At 40.7% G+C, this 13,767-nt stretch carries 11 protein-coding genes; 5 read left to right on the forward strand and 6 right to left on the reverse strand.

The window, feature by feature from the left end:
* Window positions 1-91 precede the first annotated feature (91 nt).
* Window positions 92-3,124, reverse strand: a complete 3,033-nt coding sequence (locus tag FLA_RS22935; RefSeq protein WP_159445041.1) for a PKD domain-containing protein — start codon at window positions 3,122-3,124, stop codon at window positions 92-94.
* A 200-nt stretch (window positions 3,125-3,324) separates the two neighbouring features.
* On the opposite strand from FLA_RS22935, the gene FLA_RS22940 reads away from it, so the two are divergent.
* From FLA_RS22940 to FLA_RS31555, 4 genes are all read left to right on the forward strand, one after another.
* Window positions 3,325-5,352, forward strand: a complete 2,028-nt coding sequence (locus FLA_RS22940) for a sensor histidine kinase (protein ID WP_076374737.1) — start codon at window positions 3,325-3,327, stop codon at window positions 5,350-5,352.
* Entirely contained in the window at window positions 5,349-5,993 is a 645-nt protein-coding gene (locus FLA_RS22945) for a response regulator (RefSeq protein WP_076374739.1), read from the forward strand. Before FLA_RS22940 ends, FLA_RS22945 begins: the two co-directional genes overlap by 4 nt.
* Window positions 5,994-6,052: 59 nt before the next feature.
* Window positions 6,053-6,235: a Sec-independent protein translocase subunit TatA/TatB gene (locus FLA_RS22950; protein WP_076374741.1), complete on the forward strand. Its 183-nt coding sequence runs from the start codon at window positions 6,053-6,055 to the stop codon at window positions 6,233-6,235.
* Between the two features lie 438 nt (window positions 6,236-6,673).
* Window positions 6,674-6,844, forward strand: coding sequence for a hypothetical protein (locus tag FLA_RS31555; protein ID WP_159445042.1), 171 nt, complete (start codon window positions 6,674-6,676; stop codon window positions 6,842-6,844).
* Window positions 6,845-6,942: 98 nt separating this feature from the next.
* Here the strand turns inward: FLA_RS31555 and FLA_RS22955 are convergent, their stop codons facing one another.
* Both FLA_RS22955 and FLA_RS22960 read right to left on the reverse strand, forming a co-directional pair.
* The gene (locus tag FLA_RS22955) at window positions 6,943-7,971 is read right to left on the reverse strand and encodes a hemin-degrading factor (RefSeq protein ID WP_076374743.1); all 1,029 of its coding nucleotides are present in this window, start codon (window positions 7,969-7,971) and stop codon (window positions 6,943-6,945) included.
* A 168-nt stretch (window positions 7,972-8,139) separates the two neighbouring features.
* Window positions 8,140-9,663 (reverse strand): S41 family peptidase, encoded by a 1,524-nt coding sequence (locus FLA_RS22960; RefSeq protein ID WP_076374745.1) that lies wholly within the window; start codon window positions 9,661-9,663, stop codon window positions 8,140-8,142.
* Window positions 9,664-10,265: 602 nt separating this feature from the next.
* Here FLA_RS22960 and FLA_RS22965 point away from each other — a divergent pair.
* Entirely contained in the window at window positions 10,266-10,904 is a 639-nt protein-coding gene (locus tag FLA_RS22965) for a TetR/AcrR family transcriptional regulator (protein WP_084205969.1), read from the forward strand.
* Here the strand turns inward: FLA_RS22965 and FLA_RS22970 are convergent.
* Genes FLA_RS22970 through FLA_RS22980 form a run of 3 tightly spaced genes read right to left on the reverse strand, consistent with a single transcriptional unit; the run spans window position 10,894 to window position 13,758 of the window.
* Window positions 10,894-11,829, reverse strand: coding sequence for a phosphatase PAP2 family protein (locus FLA_RS22970; protein ID WP_076374749.1), 936 nt, complete (start codon window positions 11,827-11,829; stop codon window positions 10,894-10,896). The genes FLA_RS22965 and FLA_RS22970 overlap by 11 nt on opposite strands.
* Window positions 11,830-11,835: 6 nt before the next feature.
* Window positions 11,836-12,459, reverse strand: a complete 624-nt coding sequence (locus FLA_RS22975) for a sterol desaturase family protein (RefSeq protein ID WP_076374751.1) — start codon at window positions 12,457-12,459, stop codon at window positions 11,836-11,838.
* A gap of 6 nt (window positions 12,460-12,465) precedes the next feature.
* Window positions 12,466-13,758 (reverse strand): DUF4833 domain-containing protein, encoded by a 1,293-nt coding sequence (locus FLA_RS22980; protein WP_076374753.1) that lies wholly within the window; start codon window positions 13,756-13,758, stop codon window positions 12,466-12,468.
* Window positions 13,759-13,767 lie beyond the last annotated feature (9 nt).

The following is a 13,767-nucleotide window of genomic DNA, read 5'->3' on the forward strand; positions in this document are numbered from 1 at the left end:
GGTTTAAGAAATAAAGTTATCTTATCGTTATATTATCACTATACCAATAAATAGCCTGATTTGAAAACAGTGGAAAACCACCATCTATACACTAACGAACAATAGTAACAGAGCCTGTTAGCTTACCATACCCATTGGCATTGGGTTCCAGTATGTAATAATATATACCAGCAGGCAAAACAGAACCATTACTGCCTGCACCATTCCAGGGTTTATAGTAATTGCCGGATACATGATACACTAACTGTCCCCAACGATTAAAAATGCTGATATTGGCGCGACTATAGTCCTGAAGCCCCTTTATATCCCATACATCATTAATTCCATCACCATTAGGTGTAAAGATGTTAGGAATCTTAATGTCATTATACACCTTTACCAATACGCTATCTGAATTAATACACCCTACCCTGTTGGTTGCTGTAAGATAGTATACTTGTGAAGTTTTAGGAGAAGCTACAGGATACAGTACGTTATCAGAAGAAAGAGCAATGTCCGGTGTCCATTTAAAGCTTGTCACATCTGAAGACACCTGCCCTTGCAAAGTAGCAGTGTTACCTGCATCTATAATTACATCAGATCCTGCTTCTACAACAGGCAACGCATATACACGAACATCTTTCTTTACAGGATCGGAAATACATCCACCATTGTTTACTGTTAGGGTGACAGAATAAGCTTTAGCAGTTGCATATACAGTTGATGGTTCACGTACTGTATCAGTTTCTCCATTTCCCAGCTGCCATTGCCATGAGGTGGCCAAAGCGGCATTAACTGTACTAAGGTTACCCAACCTTGTTTGCTCACCCAGGCAATAAGCGGTATCAGAAAATGCAAAATCGGCTATGGGCTTATCATTAAAGGCGGTAACAGGTAAAGTTTTCGTTAAAGAATCGGTACAACCATTTACTGTAGCAATAAGCTTCACATCATAATTCCCTTTACTGGCATATGTATGTTCAGGTTGCTTTTCAGTAGCAACCGCACTTCCATCTCCAAATGTCCATTGAAGGTTCATAACAGCCGGTTCTACCCCTTTTAGCGTTACCTTTTGTTGCATAACAGCCTTTCCCTCAGGCATACAGATAACATCTGGCATTGTAAAATCAACTACAGGCAAAGGTTTAATCTCAACAGACTTTACAGTATCACCCCAGCAACCATCATAATCTCTTATCACCTGCAATTTCACATCATAGTTACCGTCTGTATTGTATTTTTTTAAAGGATTTACATCAACGGTATTTTCCGTCCCATCCCCAAAATTCCATTTTGAGAAATGCGCATCTGTACTGATAGGAATATAAGTAAACTGTGCGCTTTCTGACACACACACAGGCTGTACAGAGAAATCGACGCTTGGCCCCTGTACTACGGGAATAAGAATGTTTACAATTTCAGATTTCTTACAATTGTCGATTGTTGGATCGGCGATGGATACAGGTAAAGAATATTCGCCGCCTGTGTTAAACTGATATTGATCAGGGATATCGTAGGTATAATAGGTTATCCCATTAATAACAGTAGTAGCCGAAGCCACCGGGTTGTTAATAGTTACATCTGTAGCAGGTGTAACATTGTTTACCATGCTGAAATGGATGGTTAAACTGGTAGGCTGATAAAATGTTTTAAGAGATAAACTAAAAGGAGTTTTGGAACATACATAATCATACACCCCATTACGATTAACAGGTTTAATTTCCGGTATAGCAGCCAGGTTGCTGACATACGCCCCGGCGTTATATCCGTAGCTTTCATAATTTCCCAATCCATAAGTGATGGCTGTAAAAAGAGTATCACTTATTATGGAATGCTGCATAGGTGTAATAGGCAATTCCTTGACAACGACTCTATAACCAGAAAGGTTAGGATGTGGGTAACTGGCATCAAAGCTATTGCTACCATCTAATAACAGAGAAGCCATGCCGCTTTCAGGAATAATCAATGTCAAAAAGTTCTTCTCTATATTTTCTGTTTGGTTGCTATAAAATATAACATGATCAATAGCCTGCTCCAAAGGAGTCAGGTAAAACATTTCAGGATCGCCATCATCACCCGCCTGACGTCCAACAACATCCTGTGAAAAAATAAACTGACTTACCGATATAGGTTGATCAGCAGTAATATAATCAGCTGTGGCAGATTTAAATTCATAATAGCTGGTTTGCTGCAAACCTGTAAGCGTAACACCATTTCTTTTTACCGTAGTATTAGGGTCTCTTACATAAACACGGTATCCATTCTGTTTAACATTAGCAGCCCCAAGTGTAGTGGAAGTAGGTGCAGTAAGGTACTTACTCCCCCATGCACTTACAGGAAAACCCTGAACCATCATAAAGTCGCTACCTCCGCCTCCCAATATATTTTGATCAACTTCAAGACCAGTTCTGCTGGAACCTGAAAAAACCGCAATTCTATGACAATTACCATCACTGCCTGGTAGTGACTGAATTTTGCTACCCGACATATCTGTACCAGCATTATTCTCAGCCATTACGTTGTATATCTCCCCCTTCTTAAGGTTTACTGTAAAAGCCTGCCTGGCATCATGTCCGTTCTTGGTTTTCAGCTTAGGCGTAATGCTGACAGTGGTATTATCTTCACTGGCAACTATATAAAACCAGGAATAAAAGCCATCAGCCTTAAGTTGTCGTGTGTTTTGTGCAAAGTAAGTATAGCCATATACCTCTACAGGTAATAACATAGACCCACCGGAAGAAAAATTCCCGTACGTATGCTCAAACACTACAACAGGAACATTACTAACAATATGTACGTTTTTGGTAAAAAGCCCTTCATCTGTGATGCGACAATCTTCGGCACCGCTTTTAGGAAGTGGCTCTGTAGGTAAAGATGTATTAGCAGGTACATTGTATACTTTCCTGTAGGTTGTTCCGGGAATAGAGACCTCTACTACTGCTGGCTCGTCTGCAGTAAGATACAACACCATCTCCTGTGTGTTTTTTGAATCATCCGCTCTTGCATCATGATCGAACAAGTAATTATTCCCATACCCCACCCAAAACTCCTTACCCTTATTAGTAAAGTTTTGCGCCTGTACAGAAAATATACATACAAGTGATAGTAAAAAAACTATAACAAAGGAGACTCTCTCATTTCGCATCCGGGTAAAATTATCTTTCACATTTGAAAATTTCATCAGTAATTCCCGCTCACCGAAAAATTAGTGGAAAACCACTAACACGTTACATTAACGCCGTTTTTTTCACTAACTTCCCTCAAATTTCCAATACTATCTAAAACTTCTCTACCTGTGACCGTACGCCACTAACGTCTGCCGCCATACACAGAAATTAATGGTTTATGAAGAATAAATTGAAGGCTATTTATTGGCTGCAATTCATTTGTTTGCTTATTGTGTTCCATTTTGCAACGGCGCAGAACGTGCCTCAGCAAAATACAGCCACGTTGCCACAACTGCACGACACAGCTGCCATTAATACAATGATGCAGAAAGGCTATTCGATAAGAGAGCAAAATACAGATAGCAGTATATTACTCTATACCCACACATTAAACAGCTCTAAACTAGCAGGATATAATTATGGCATTGGTAATTCTTACCTGGGCCTGGCCCGTGCACATAGCATTTTAAATAAAGACCAGGAAGCCATTGCCTATTCCTATCAGGCACTTACCTATTGTACAGACACCAGTAATACAAACAAAGAACTAAGGTTTAACATTTATCATTGCATGGCGCAGGTGTATTATTACCTGGGCAAATTCGACTCATGCGCATGGTATAGATACCAGGCACTGCATATTGTAGAACTCAATCCCGATTTAAGTATTCAGGTTCAGATGCGTGCTTATGGCAGCATTTTGCAGTTTTGGATGAATGTGCACAATGATATTCAGCACGACAGGTATATTCAATCGCTTTGGGAACACTTGAATGCCATTGAAAAAAAAGCAATGGCAATTGGCGATAGTACTTTGCTGGTAAGCATCTATTTTCAGAAAGAAGCTTATTATGAAAACATCCGGCTAAGAGATTCATCCAGATATTACTGTCAGTTAACCTGTGAAATGGGGCGGCGTTTACATGTTACACCTTCTATTGTAATAGCCAGTCTTATGAATACTGCTATCAGCCTTTTGCAAGACAAGCAGCCCGATAAGGCCTTAGAATATGTAAATGAAGGGCTTAAAGAAATGCCATTACAAAACAAAGCCAATAACCGTTATTATGTGTTTGCGCATTTTGTATTAGGAGAAGTGTATTTACAACAAAAGAAATACCAGGCAGCAGTGAATGCACTGGTTCCGGCATTGAAAACAGCCGCAGCAGTACACATGATTGCTTATACCGATTATGCACATAAAACACTGGCACAAACCTACGACGCCTTAAAAGATTACAAAAATGCCGGTGAGCATTGGCGTTTGCATGCTGAAATATTGGACAGCATGCAGAAAGATAAAAAAATGGAATTGGTATACAATGTGGAAATGAGATACCGCATTGCTGACAAGGAAAGAGAAATAGCGCAAAAGGAACTATCTATAACCCGCAACAAAAGCAGGCTAAGAACACAACAGTTTTGGATTGGTGGCATTCTTTGTGGCACTTTACTGGTGTTACTCGTTAGCCTGCTGCTGTACCGCAACAGCAAACACAAGCACAAACTGCAAACGGAAAAAATACGTAACCTGAAACAGGAACTGCAGATTTCCAGCCTGCAGGCCATGATTGCCGGGGAGGAAAAAGAGCGCAGCCGTATTGCCCGTGAGCTGCACGATGGCCTGGGCGGCACGTTGGCCACCATCAGAACCCGTTTAAGTTATGTATTTAGAAAACTAACTACGTCAGGCGAATCGGGACACGATTTAACCGAAATTCTTCAATTACTGGAAGAAGCTTCAGTAGAGTTGCGAAAAACAGCACACAACCTGATGCCGGAGATATTACTGCGCGAAGGGTTAGCTAAAGCCTCTCTCCTCTTTTGCGAAAGGGTAAGAAAGGGGCATATGCTGGAAATAAATACCGAAATTTGGGGGGAAGTACGAAGATTGCCCAAAGACTTTGAACTAACTGCCTATAGAATTATACAGGAATTGATTCACAATACACTGAAACATGCCAGGGCAACCCAGGCATTGGTACAGATTGTATTTCACGAATCGCTGCTTTGTATTACGGTAGAAGACAACGGCACAGGCATTACTGAAAATAACCGCCAGGGTGAAGGCATGGGACTGAGAACCATAGAAGATCGCGTGAAATCGCTGAACGGACAAATGGATATTGCCAGTAGCCCGGGTAAAGGAACGAGTATATACATTGAACTAAATATTATTACTACCCGGCAAAATATATTGGAATGACAAAGAAGATACAGGTAGCAATTACAGATGATCATCCGATTGTGGTAAATGGGCTTAGAAAAGTACTGTCTGATTTTCCTCATATAGAAGTTTCAGCAGTTTACCATACAGGTGCTGCTTTATTACAGGACATTAAGGTAAATAAGCCGGATGTGCTGTTATTAGACATGCACCTTCCTGACATGGAAGGCACAGAAATAGCCAGGAACATATTGAAAAAATATCCCGGCGTACGGATACTGGTATTAAGCAGTACGGATATTATGATTCAGGTTAAGAAGATGCTGCAACTGGGATGCATGGGTTATTTATTAAAAGACTCAGAAGACACAACTATTGTTACTGCTATAGAAACCGTATACAATGGAGGTCAGTTTTTATCGCCTGTATTGCAGCAACGTATTGTAGAAGACATGTTTAAAAGCAGGCAGAACGAAAAAAAACAGGCCCTGCTTACCAGTCGTGAAAAGGAAGTGCTGCAATTGATTATAGATGAACATACCAGCCAGGAAATTGCATCCATGCTGTTTATCAGCCCGCATACGGTAGAAAACCATCGCATCAGCATTATGCAAAAGCTGGACGTAAAAAACACAGCCGGATTGGTGAAACGTGCATTACAACTGGGATTAACAGAATAAACACAACTAATTGCCCTGTTATTTGTTCTATTGGTTTACTCACTTCAAATAACAGACATATGGGAAGTTTTGGTTTCCAGGAAATATTGCTGATAGCGATTGTGATACTGGTATTATTCGGTGCCAGGAAAATTCCTGAATTTATGCGGGGACTCGGCAAAGGTGTTCGTGAGTTTAACGATGCAAAATCACCCACCCCGGAAGAAGAGAACAAAAAAGAAGAGAACGATATAAAACCCTAAAAGCAAAAGCTTCCTGTAGCAGGAAGCTTTTGCTTTTATAACCATCATAAATGCCAGGTCAGATGCGTGTTTGAAAAATATTTTAATTTTTAGTTTATATTTTTTATTACATAAATGACCAACAGGCTTCTTTGTCTGGCTGTAACAATAGCCGTTGTTGCCACTAAAAAAACGATCTCCAAAAAGGCTTTCAGCATCACAACCCGAACGTCACTTTCCTCGTATGTAACAGTGAATACACCACACATCTGTAATATTTCTACTACAAAAACAATTCTGGCAATTAAATATTCAGGAATCCTCCTTAGAAAATTAGATTATGCTCTTATATGTTGGTATATTAGTAAATACTATCCGCACATACAATAACAGGGATAGCCAACACTAATCCAATAGCTAGAGAAAATCCGCCCTTTATGATTACAACTGGCGATTTCTATGAAACAGAAAAAATACCCTGACAAAGCAGGTATCGCAATGATTTTATTTGGATTAGCATTGTGTGCCTCCTTCTTCTTCTTTAGACAAATCTGGCTAATTGTTTTAGGCATTGCCTGGATAGCTATTCCAATATTACTTACGGTAGATGATGAGGAGCATTTTGATTAGCAGGGCTGCTAAAAGATATTTTTAGTGCAGCCTTAAGACTAAGGCTGCACCTTTTTCCACATATTTAAGAGAACATCATTACGATGTGATGAGACAAATTATAAGCTGCTTACAAACTCAGTCCATTCAGCCATTTCCGGCACGCCAGGCTTGCGTTTGCCAAAAAATTGTACAATCATTTCACCAGCAGCATCATACAACTCTATAGAATGAATTACACCGTCTGTGCTCGGCTTTTTAACCGCCCATGACTCTGCAATATCATCCAGCTTCAGGTGTAAATTAAAAGCAGGGTCCATTACATTAATCCATCCTGGAATCTCTACGATTTTAGCAACTGGACCAGTATGTATTTGAATATTACCATGATTACCCACAAACACCATGATTTCCCAATTAGTGGCAGCTGCTTTTTCAAGCAATGTTTTCACAATATCGTTACTTACCTGTTTAGCAAACTCACCAGCTATTTTTAAAGCATGTAAACGGGATACGTTGTGCTTTTTCAGCATTGGGAAAAAGTCATGTGTATCCTTCAGGTTTTTCCAGTCTTCCTGTAAAGCCGCTGGCTCTACAGTAGCATCGCTGTAATGAGGTGCAGGAGCTGCAGGTTGCAGTACCAGTGAAGTAGCCTGCTCCAGTGCAGAGAAATCTCTTACCAGTTGTTCAAAAGCTGCCGCCTTATCTTCCTGTTGAGGATATATTTTGATAACAGCATTACCCTGCTGATCAAATATCTGGATAGATTGTTTAAATCCGGCTTCTTCATCATCCATTACCGCAAAGCCAAAAGCCCAGGCGCGGAAGAACATGCGAAGATCAATATCCTTACCCACAATTAAGCCCACATGTGGGTTGTTTACGCTTACCTCTTCCACAACTCCCTTGCGCTCATGCACACAGCTATCGTTGCGTGTAAGCACCATCAAATAGCCCAGATCAGGCAAACGCTTCATCAGGCCCGGAAAATCATTGTTCAGGCGCAATACTTTGCTGCCAGCAAAAGAAGCCAGAATTTCTGCTTCGGTGCTGTCAAGCACTTTTGCCGCCTCACGGATGCGTACACGGGGATTTTCTTTACGGAAAGAAATCCATTTGTCTTGTAAGGAAAGATTTGCTGTCTGCATAATACAGTATAACCAGTTTATGAATTACGAAACTATATGGTATTGTATTACCGAAACAGGCACTGAACTTGTGCTTTAGCGAGTGAATGGACCGCAAACATATTACATCTGCGCCTGAGTTCACTGTCGAAAAGAGGAAAAGTTAATTACGAATATTGGAAAGTTGGTTTATGGGTTCAGTGTCATACTGTTTCCTTCACGTATCATCCCATTAAACTCATTGTCACGGCTATTGAGGATAGAAACGGACTGTTCGTTCACCAGTTTACCCTGTACCTGCATACGTCCACCAGAGGGAGCAGCGCCGCTGGCAATCCAGGCTACTGCTTTTGACAAAGCCAGCTCATTGACATCACCAAAATCACGGGTAACGTCATCAGCCGATAAAATTCCCGGTGTAAAACCGTCAAAATAGTCCCCCTCCCCTTTGCTGTTAGCGCTTTTAAATTGGGATATATATACGGTGTATTGATCTATGCCTATTCCGAAAAAGCCTACCGGCTTGCCATAAGTTTTAGCCCCTACCAATTGCACATTTACATAAGGTTTCAGAGAATTGATTAACAGCTCGCTGGCAGAAGCAGTGCTTCCCGTTACAATGAAAGCCACATTTTTTACACTCTGCAGGGTGCCTTTCTTGGAGAAATTATGGGTGTTTTTCTGAACGGAATAATCTACATCAGCATAGGTAGCGCGTCTTCCATTGATATATACCGGCTGCTTATTAGCGTCGGAATAAGGAATAGATGCCAGAATAGTAGCTTTTCCGCTTTGCATTAAACCATTAAACTGCTCAGAATACATTACATAACCATTAGCACTTGTAGGAGCCACGAGGTTGGAAAAATATTCTGCCGTTTGTACATATCCCCCTCCATTATACCGTAAATCAATCACCAGGTCCACCACCCCTGCATCGGCAAATGCGGCAAATGCCTTATCCAATTGTTCCTGTGCACCTGATAATACACTAAACCTGGCAAAGGCGATATAGCCAATTTTCTTACTTCCGCTGGTAACTACGCTATACTTTAGTACCGGGCTGCTTACATAAGAGGACTTGGAAAGTGTTACATCAATAGTGGAACCATCAGGCTTTTCCGCCGTAAGTGGCAAACTACTTTGTGCCAGGGCACTGTTTAAAGTAGTGCTGTTACCAGATACCGCGGTACCGTTCATGGTAATAATACGGCAGCCCCTGGTAATGCCCGCCGCTGCTGCTGATGAAGATGGATTCACATACCGCACCCGCACTTCTGTTCCATTTACAATAGCCAATTCCAGCCCCAAATCATTTCCTTTCCCTTCCAAAGACACGGTAGCCAGCCTTCCTGTCGTAAGGTTCCCTGCTTCTACAAAAGAATATTTACCTTGATTTACCCCTATAGGTGCCTCGTATGGCTGCCCTGTGGATGGATTAATTTTATATTGTACCAGATCAAATAATTCTTTTTTTAATGCTGCCAGGTCGGAAGAACCATAGCCTGCATACTGACGGGGATTAAACGTGGTGTACGACGGCAAGGCATCATACCACAGCCAGGTTTGGCTGGCATATAGATAAAGGGTATCAAGACTGAACTCAGTTCTGCTGCCGGTAGTAGGAGTAGTAGGCTGAGGGGCCGGGTCATTTTTTTTATGACAGGCAGCAAACACAGCAATTATTATGCAGGTGAGGAAGAACTTTTTCATAATCGAACTTAGCTATACACAAATTACAATTTATAGTCCACACTATTTATTACAAATACTTGACAATTGGATGTGGTGCCTATCCAGGAATACGCCGCATCTTTGTTGTCCATTTATTTCAGTGAAAAAGCCCCGTGGAAACGGGGCTCGGATTTACTGAAACCATTTACTCGCTTTGTTTCAGCAACTATTTATAACAATATTGTTTGATATAATTGGTTTGCTATCTGTTTCTATTTCACTTTTACGCATAGTTATCCTCATGGCATAACACCTTGTTTATGCCCTACACTATAAGCTATGCGTAACAGCTTACAGTCTATGCTAAAAATGCACATTGCTGAATACTATCACCAGTATGCACACTGATGATCAGGCGGAGTAAATGGTAGTACAAGATTAGTTTTTTACCCCGGACTCCTTTTACTAATTAGGAAAATTGAATTACGAAATCTGGAAAGTCATTTTTCCGTCAGATTCTTCCGGTTAAAGCTATGTTACAGTTTAATTATTTTATGGCGGTAAGTACGAGGGATATGTAATCTCTTGATTTTTATCTATATTTTGCACTTCTTATCTCAATAACGCTCTATACAAAGGACATGGCACGACCTCTAATGACCGAATGGGGGCACAAGGAAGATTTAAACAAAGACATAATAACTGTATCGGGAAATCTTTTCAGAAAATTTGGGTTTAAAAAGACAACCGTAGAGGATATTGCCCGGGAAATAGGAAAGCGTAAAAGCTCACTTTACTATTACTACAAAAGCAAAGAGGAAATTTTTGAAGCTGTGGTAAATGAAGAAATGCACCGTTTTTTCCGGTTGATTAAACGCTCCCTTGAGCATTCAAAAACATCGAAGCAAAAACTGATGCTGTTTTGTAAAGCACAATTTCAGCACCTGGCATCGTTATGCAATCTGAATGGAGCATTGAAAGATGAAATCCATGATATTCCCTGCGTAATAACACCTATAAAAAACAGGTTTGATACCACCCAGATTGAACTGATAAAAGAGATTTTACAGGAAGGAGTGGATAAGAGGGAGTTTAAAAATATGAGCACCGGCGAAATGAATGCTTTCGCCTACCTGATAGTAAGCTCGTTCAGAGGGCTGGAGTTGCCCCTGGTAACAAATGGCCCCGACCTGGACAGCCGTATTGCTTTTATTGTAGAAATGATGGTAGAAGGGATAGGCCGCCAGGACCAGACAGTACCGCTGGCCCCTACAAACTAACTAAACGGCTAATGAACCGATCGAACCAGGCAGCCGATTTCAGGAAATGAAATATCACAAAACCGATTATCGCACAGCAAATACCAGCCATTACATCTAACACATAGTGATGGCTGCTATATACAGCTGCAAACCAGATTCCACCAACTACCAACGCAAATAACAGGTTAATATACCCCATCCTGTTTTTAATTCCATAGTACAGTACTATGGACGGGTAAGCCGCATGCAAAGAAGGCATGGCTGCAAAAACATTAGAGCTTTTGGTATATAACCCTTTGAATATAGTGGTATGGAAATACTGGTCGAACCGGTCTAACCCGGCTGTATTTCCTGGGGTTGCCGCATTAAAATCAAAACCATGTAATTGAATATACCATGGTGGTGCCGCCGGATAAGAATAATACCCCACAAAACCCACCAGGTTTACCAGTAAAAATGTAAGCGCGAAATAATAGAATTGTCTTCTGTTGGTATAGAACAGGTAGCAGGCAAAAAACAAAGGCACCGGCATCCAGCACAAATAAGCAAAGCCGCTGAAAATATCCAGGAACGTGCTTTGATGGGTAAGCCAGTATTCATTAGGCGTAAGCACAGCGCCTCCCTGCATGATGCCAAACAAAGCCTTTTCGGCATCATATATACTTTTGATATGCACAGTATTATACCGGTAATTGGGAAATGCCTTCATATAATCGAACAGAATCCAGAATATAATGAAGATGGAAAACCCAATAATAAAGCGCCTTGTTCCTTTAGAAATGTAATAAAGGGCATTGAATAGCAATACCAGGAACAGCTGTTCGGTTTTATAACCAATAAGGATATAAGATAACAACAGGTACCCTACGGAAACTGCGGTAGTAATAAGGATATTCTTCAGCAACAGAGGATACGGCTCTTTGGCAATAGAACTGGAAGACAAGAGAATCTACATTTTATTAGTGAAATCGGAATGGAATATCTTATCCCATATAGCAGAGCTTACGCCAAACCCCTTCTCAGCATCCTGATAGTGATGCAACATATGATGTTGCTTAATTCTCTTCATTAGACCACTTTTAAAATTGTAGTGGTGCATAGCATAATGAAGCATATCATAAATCAGGTATCCTAAAAGGAACCCGGGAAAGAAAGCAAACAAATTAGCTTTTACCTCAAAACACAGGGAAAATAAAAAGTAAAACAGGGTTGCCAATGGTAAACTGGCAGAAGGCGGCATTACCAAGCGCTTTTTATCTCTTGGATAATCGTGGTGTACACCATGGAAAATAAAATGTAACCGTAACGCCCATTGTGCTTTAGGCACATAGTGGAAAATCCAGCGATGCAGTACATACTCAGTGATGGTCCAGATACCCAAACCAAAAGCGAAGTACCCTATAAAAGATAAGATATTTGCTCCTTCATGAAAAGAGAGATAAACAAAAACGCCTATAATTGGAATGAATATAAACAAAGGAATAGTAAAATGCACTTTAGAAAGTCCCTCCATCAGGCTGTTTTTGAACATCCTCACCGACTCAGTGGAGTTAGAAACATAGTTTTTAGACATGTACAGTTATATTTTTAATCGTTCAGCAACTTCTTTTCCGGTGGCAACGTCAACACCCTTGATCTCAACATATTCAATGTTGGGTGACCAGAAACTTCCTCCATTGATCATAATAAATATGCGGCTCAAACGCAGGTATTTACTATTTACCGTAGCATATGCATGATATGTTTTTTCGGTTGGAGAATATTCCAGATACAAAGGCATCTTTTTATACGACACAAAATGTAACTCGAACTTATTGTTACCTAAGTCTTTAGCCTTAATACCGTAAGCAAATTTACGCTGAACAAAGTTTAGTTCCTGCTTTTGTTTTTGCTCGGTATATCTGATCCAGTATGCATGTACAGGATCATCTTTATCAATAAGACCATCTTTAATATTCAGATCGTACATAATGGTGTTAGCATTAGGGGTACGTTGCAGGTAAAATAAATGACCAAAGCCACGGGGCGGTACCGGAAATGTATCCTGTGGCTCGGTTCTGGCATATGTTATCAGTGAAGCAGTAATGCTTAATATAACCAGCAGCAATGTTTTTACCGCTGCGGTTGAACGCTGTTGTGGTACAACAGCTTCTGCTTTCTGTTCTTTTTGTTCCTGTTCTATCTTTTCCATTGATTTTTTGGCCCCCCTCAGTCTTCCAATCGCAGTAATATTTGTTAACACAGCCATAAAAGTAATGGGCAAGGTAAAAATTGACATAGTTTCAAATACGTGGTATCTGAAACCTGGGATAAACAATTTATAGTCGCCGCCAATGTAATGCGCAGTAATGCCACATGCCATAGCAGATAAAGCAATAGTAATTACACGCTCCGGTCTTTGCATTAAGCCATCTTTACACTCGATACCCAATCCTTCTGCGCGGGCTCTTACATAACTTACCATCATACTACCTATCAGGGCAATAAATGCAAACAGGGAGCTTAGGAAATAATGATGCCCCACCAGGTAATAGCAAATACCCAGGAACAACACCATTTCGCTATACCGGTCCAATACGGAATCGTATAAAGCGCCAAAACGGGAACTCATGTTTCCCAGGCGGGCCACCTGGCCATCCAGCATATCAAACAAACCGGCAAACAATATCAGCGCACCAGCCCAACCTACATAAGATAAGTCGCCCCGATGCCCCACCTCAGCACCTTTGATAAAAATGATAGCGACTCCAATGTTTAACATTAAACCAATGGAAGTAACAGCATTAGGAGTAAGTCCCAGCTTAATTAAAAAACGAACAAACGGGTTTATGATTTTATAAATCCCCTGCTGCAATCCTGTACGAACAGACATAAATCTTTA

The sequence above is a fragment of the Filimonas lacunae genome, from assembly GCF_002355595.1.
Lineage (GTDB): Bacteria > Bacteroidota > Bacteroidia > Chitinophagales > Chitinophagaceae > Filimonas > Filimonas lacunae.

Excerpts from the sequence above, each read along its gene's own strand:
- FLA_RS22935 (WP_159445041.1), bottom strand. The coding sequence starts at position 3,124 with ATGCGAAATGAGAGAGTCTCCTTTGTTATAGTTTTTTTACTATCACTT.
- FLA_RS22940 (WP_076374737.1), top strand. The coding sequence starts at position 3,325 with ATGAAGAATAAATTGAAGGCTATTTATTGGCTGCAATTCATTTGTTTG.
- FLA_RS22945 (WP_076374739.1), top strand. The coding sequence starts at position 5,349 with ATGACAAAGAAGATACAGGTAGCAATTACAGATGATCATCCGATTGTG.
- FLA_RS22950 (WP_076374741.1), top strand. The coding sequence starts at position 6,053 with ATGGGAAGTTTTGGTTTCCAGGAAATATTGCTGATAGCGATTGTGATA.
- FLA_RS31555 (WP_159445042.1), top strand. The coding sequence starts at position 6,674 with ATGAAACAGAAAAAATACCCTGACAAAGCAGGTATCGCAATGATTTTA.
- FLA_RS22955 (WP_076374743.1), bottom strand. The coding sequence starts at position 7,971 with ATGCAGACAGCAAATCTTTCCTTACAAGACAAATGGATTTCTTTCCGT.
- FLA_RS22960 (WP_076374745.1), bottom strand. The coding sequence starts at position 9,663 with ATGAAAAAGTTCTTCCTCACCTGCATAATAATTGCTGTGTTTGCTGCC.
- FLA_RS22965 (WP_084205969.1), top strand. The coding sequence starts at position 10,266 with ATGGCACGACCTCTAATGACCGAATGGGGGCACAAGGAAGATTTAAAC.
- FLA_RS22975 (WP_076374751.1), bottom strand. The coding sequence starts at position 12,459 with ATGTCTAAAAACTATGTTTCTAACTCCACTGAGTCGGTGAGGATGTTC.
- FLA_RS22980 (WP_076374753.1), bottom strand. The coding sequence starts at position 13,758 with ATGTCTGTTCGTACAGGATTGCAGCAGGGGATTTATAAAATCATAAAC.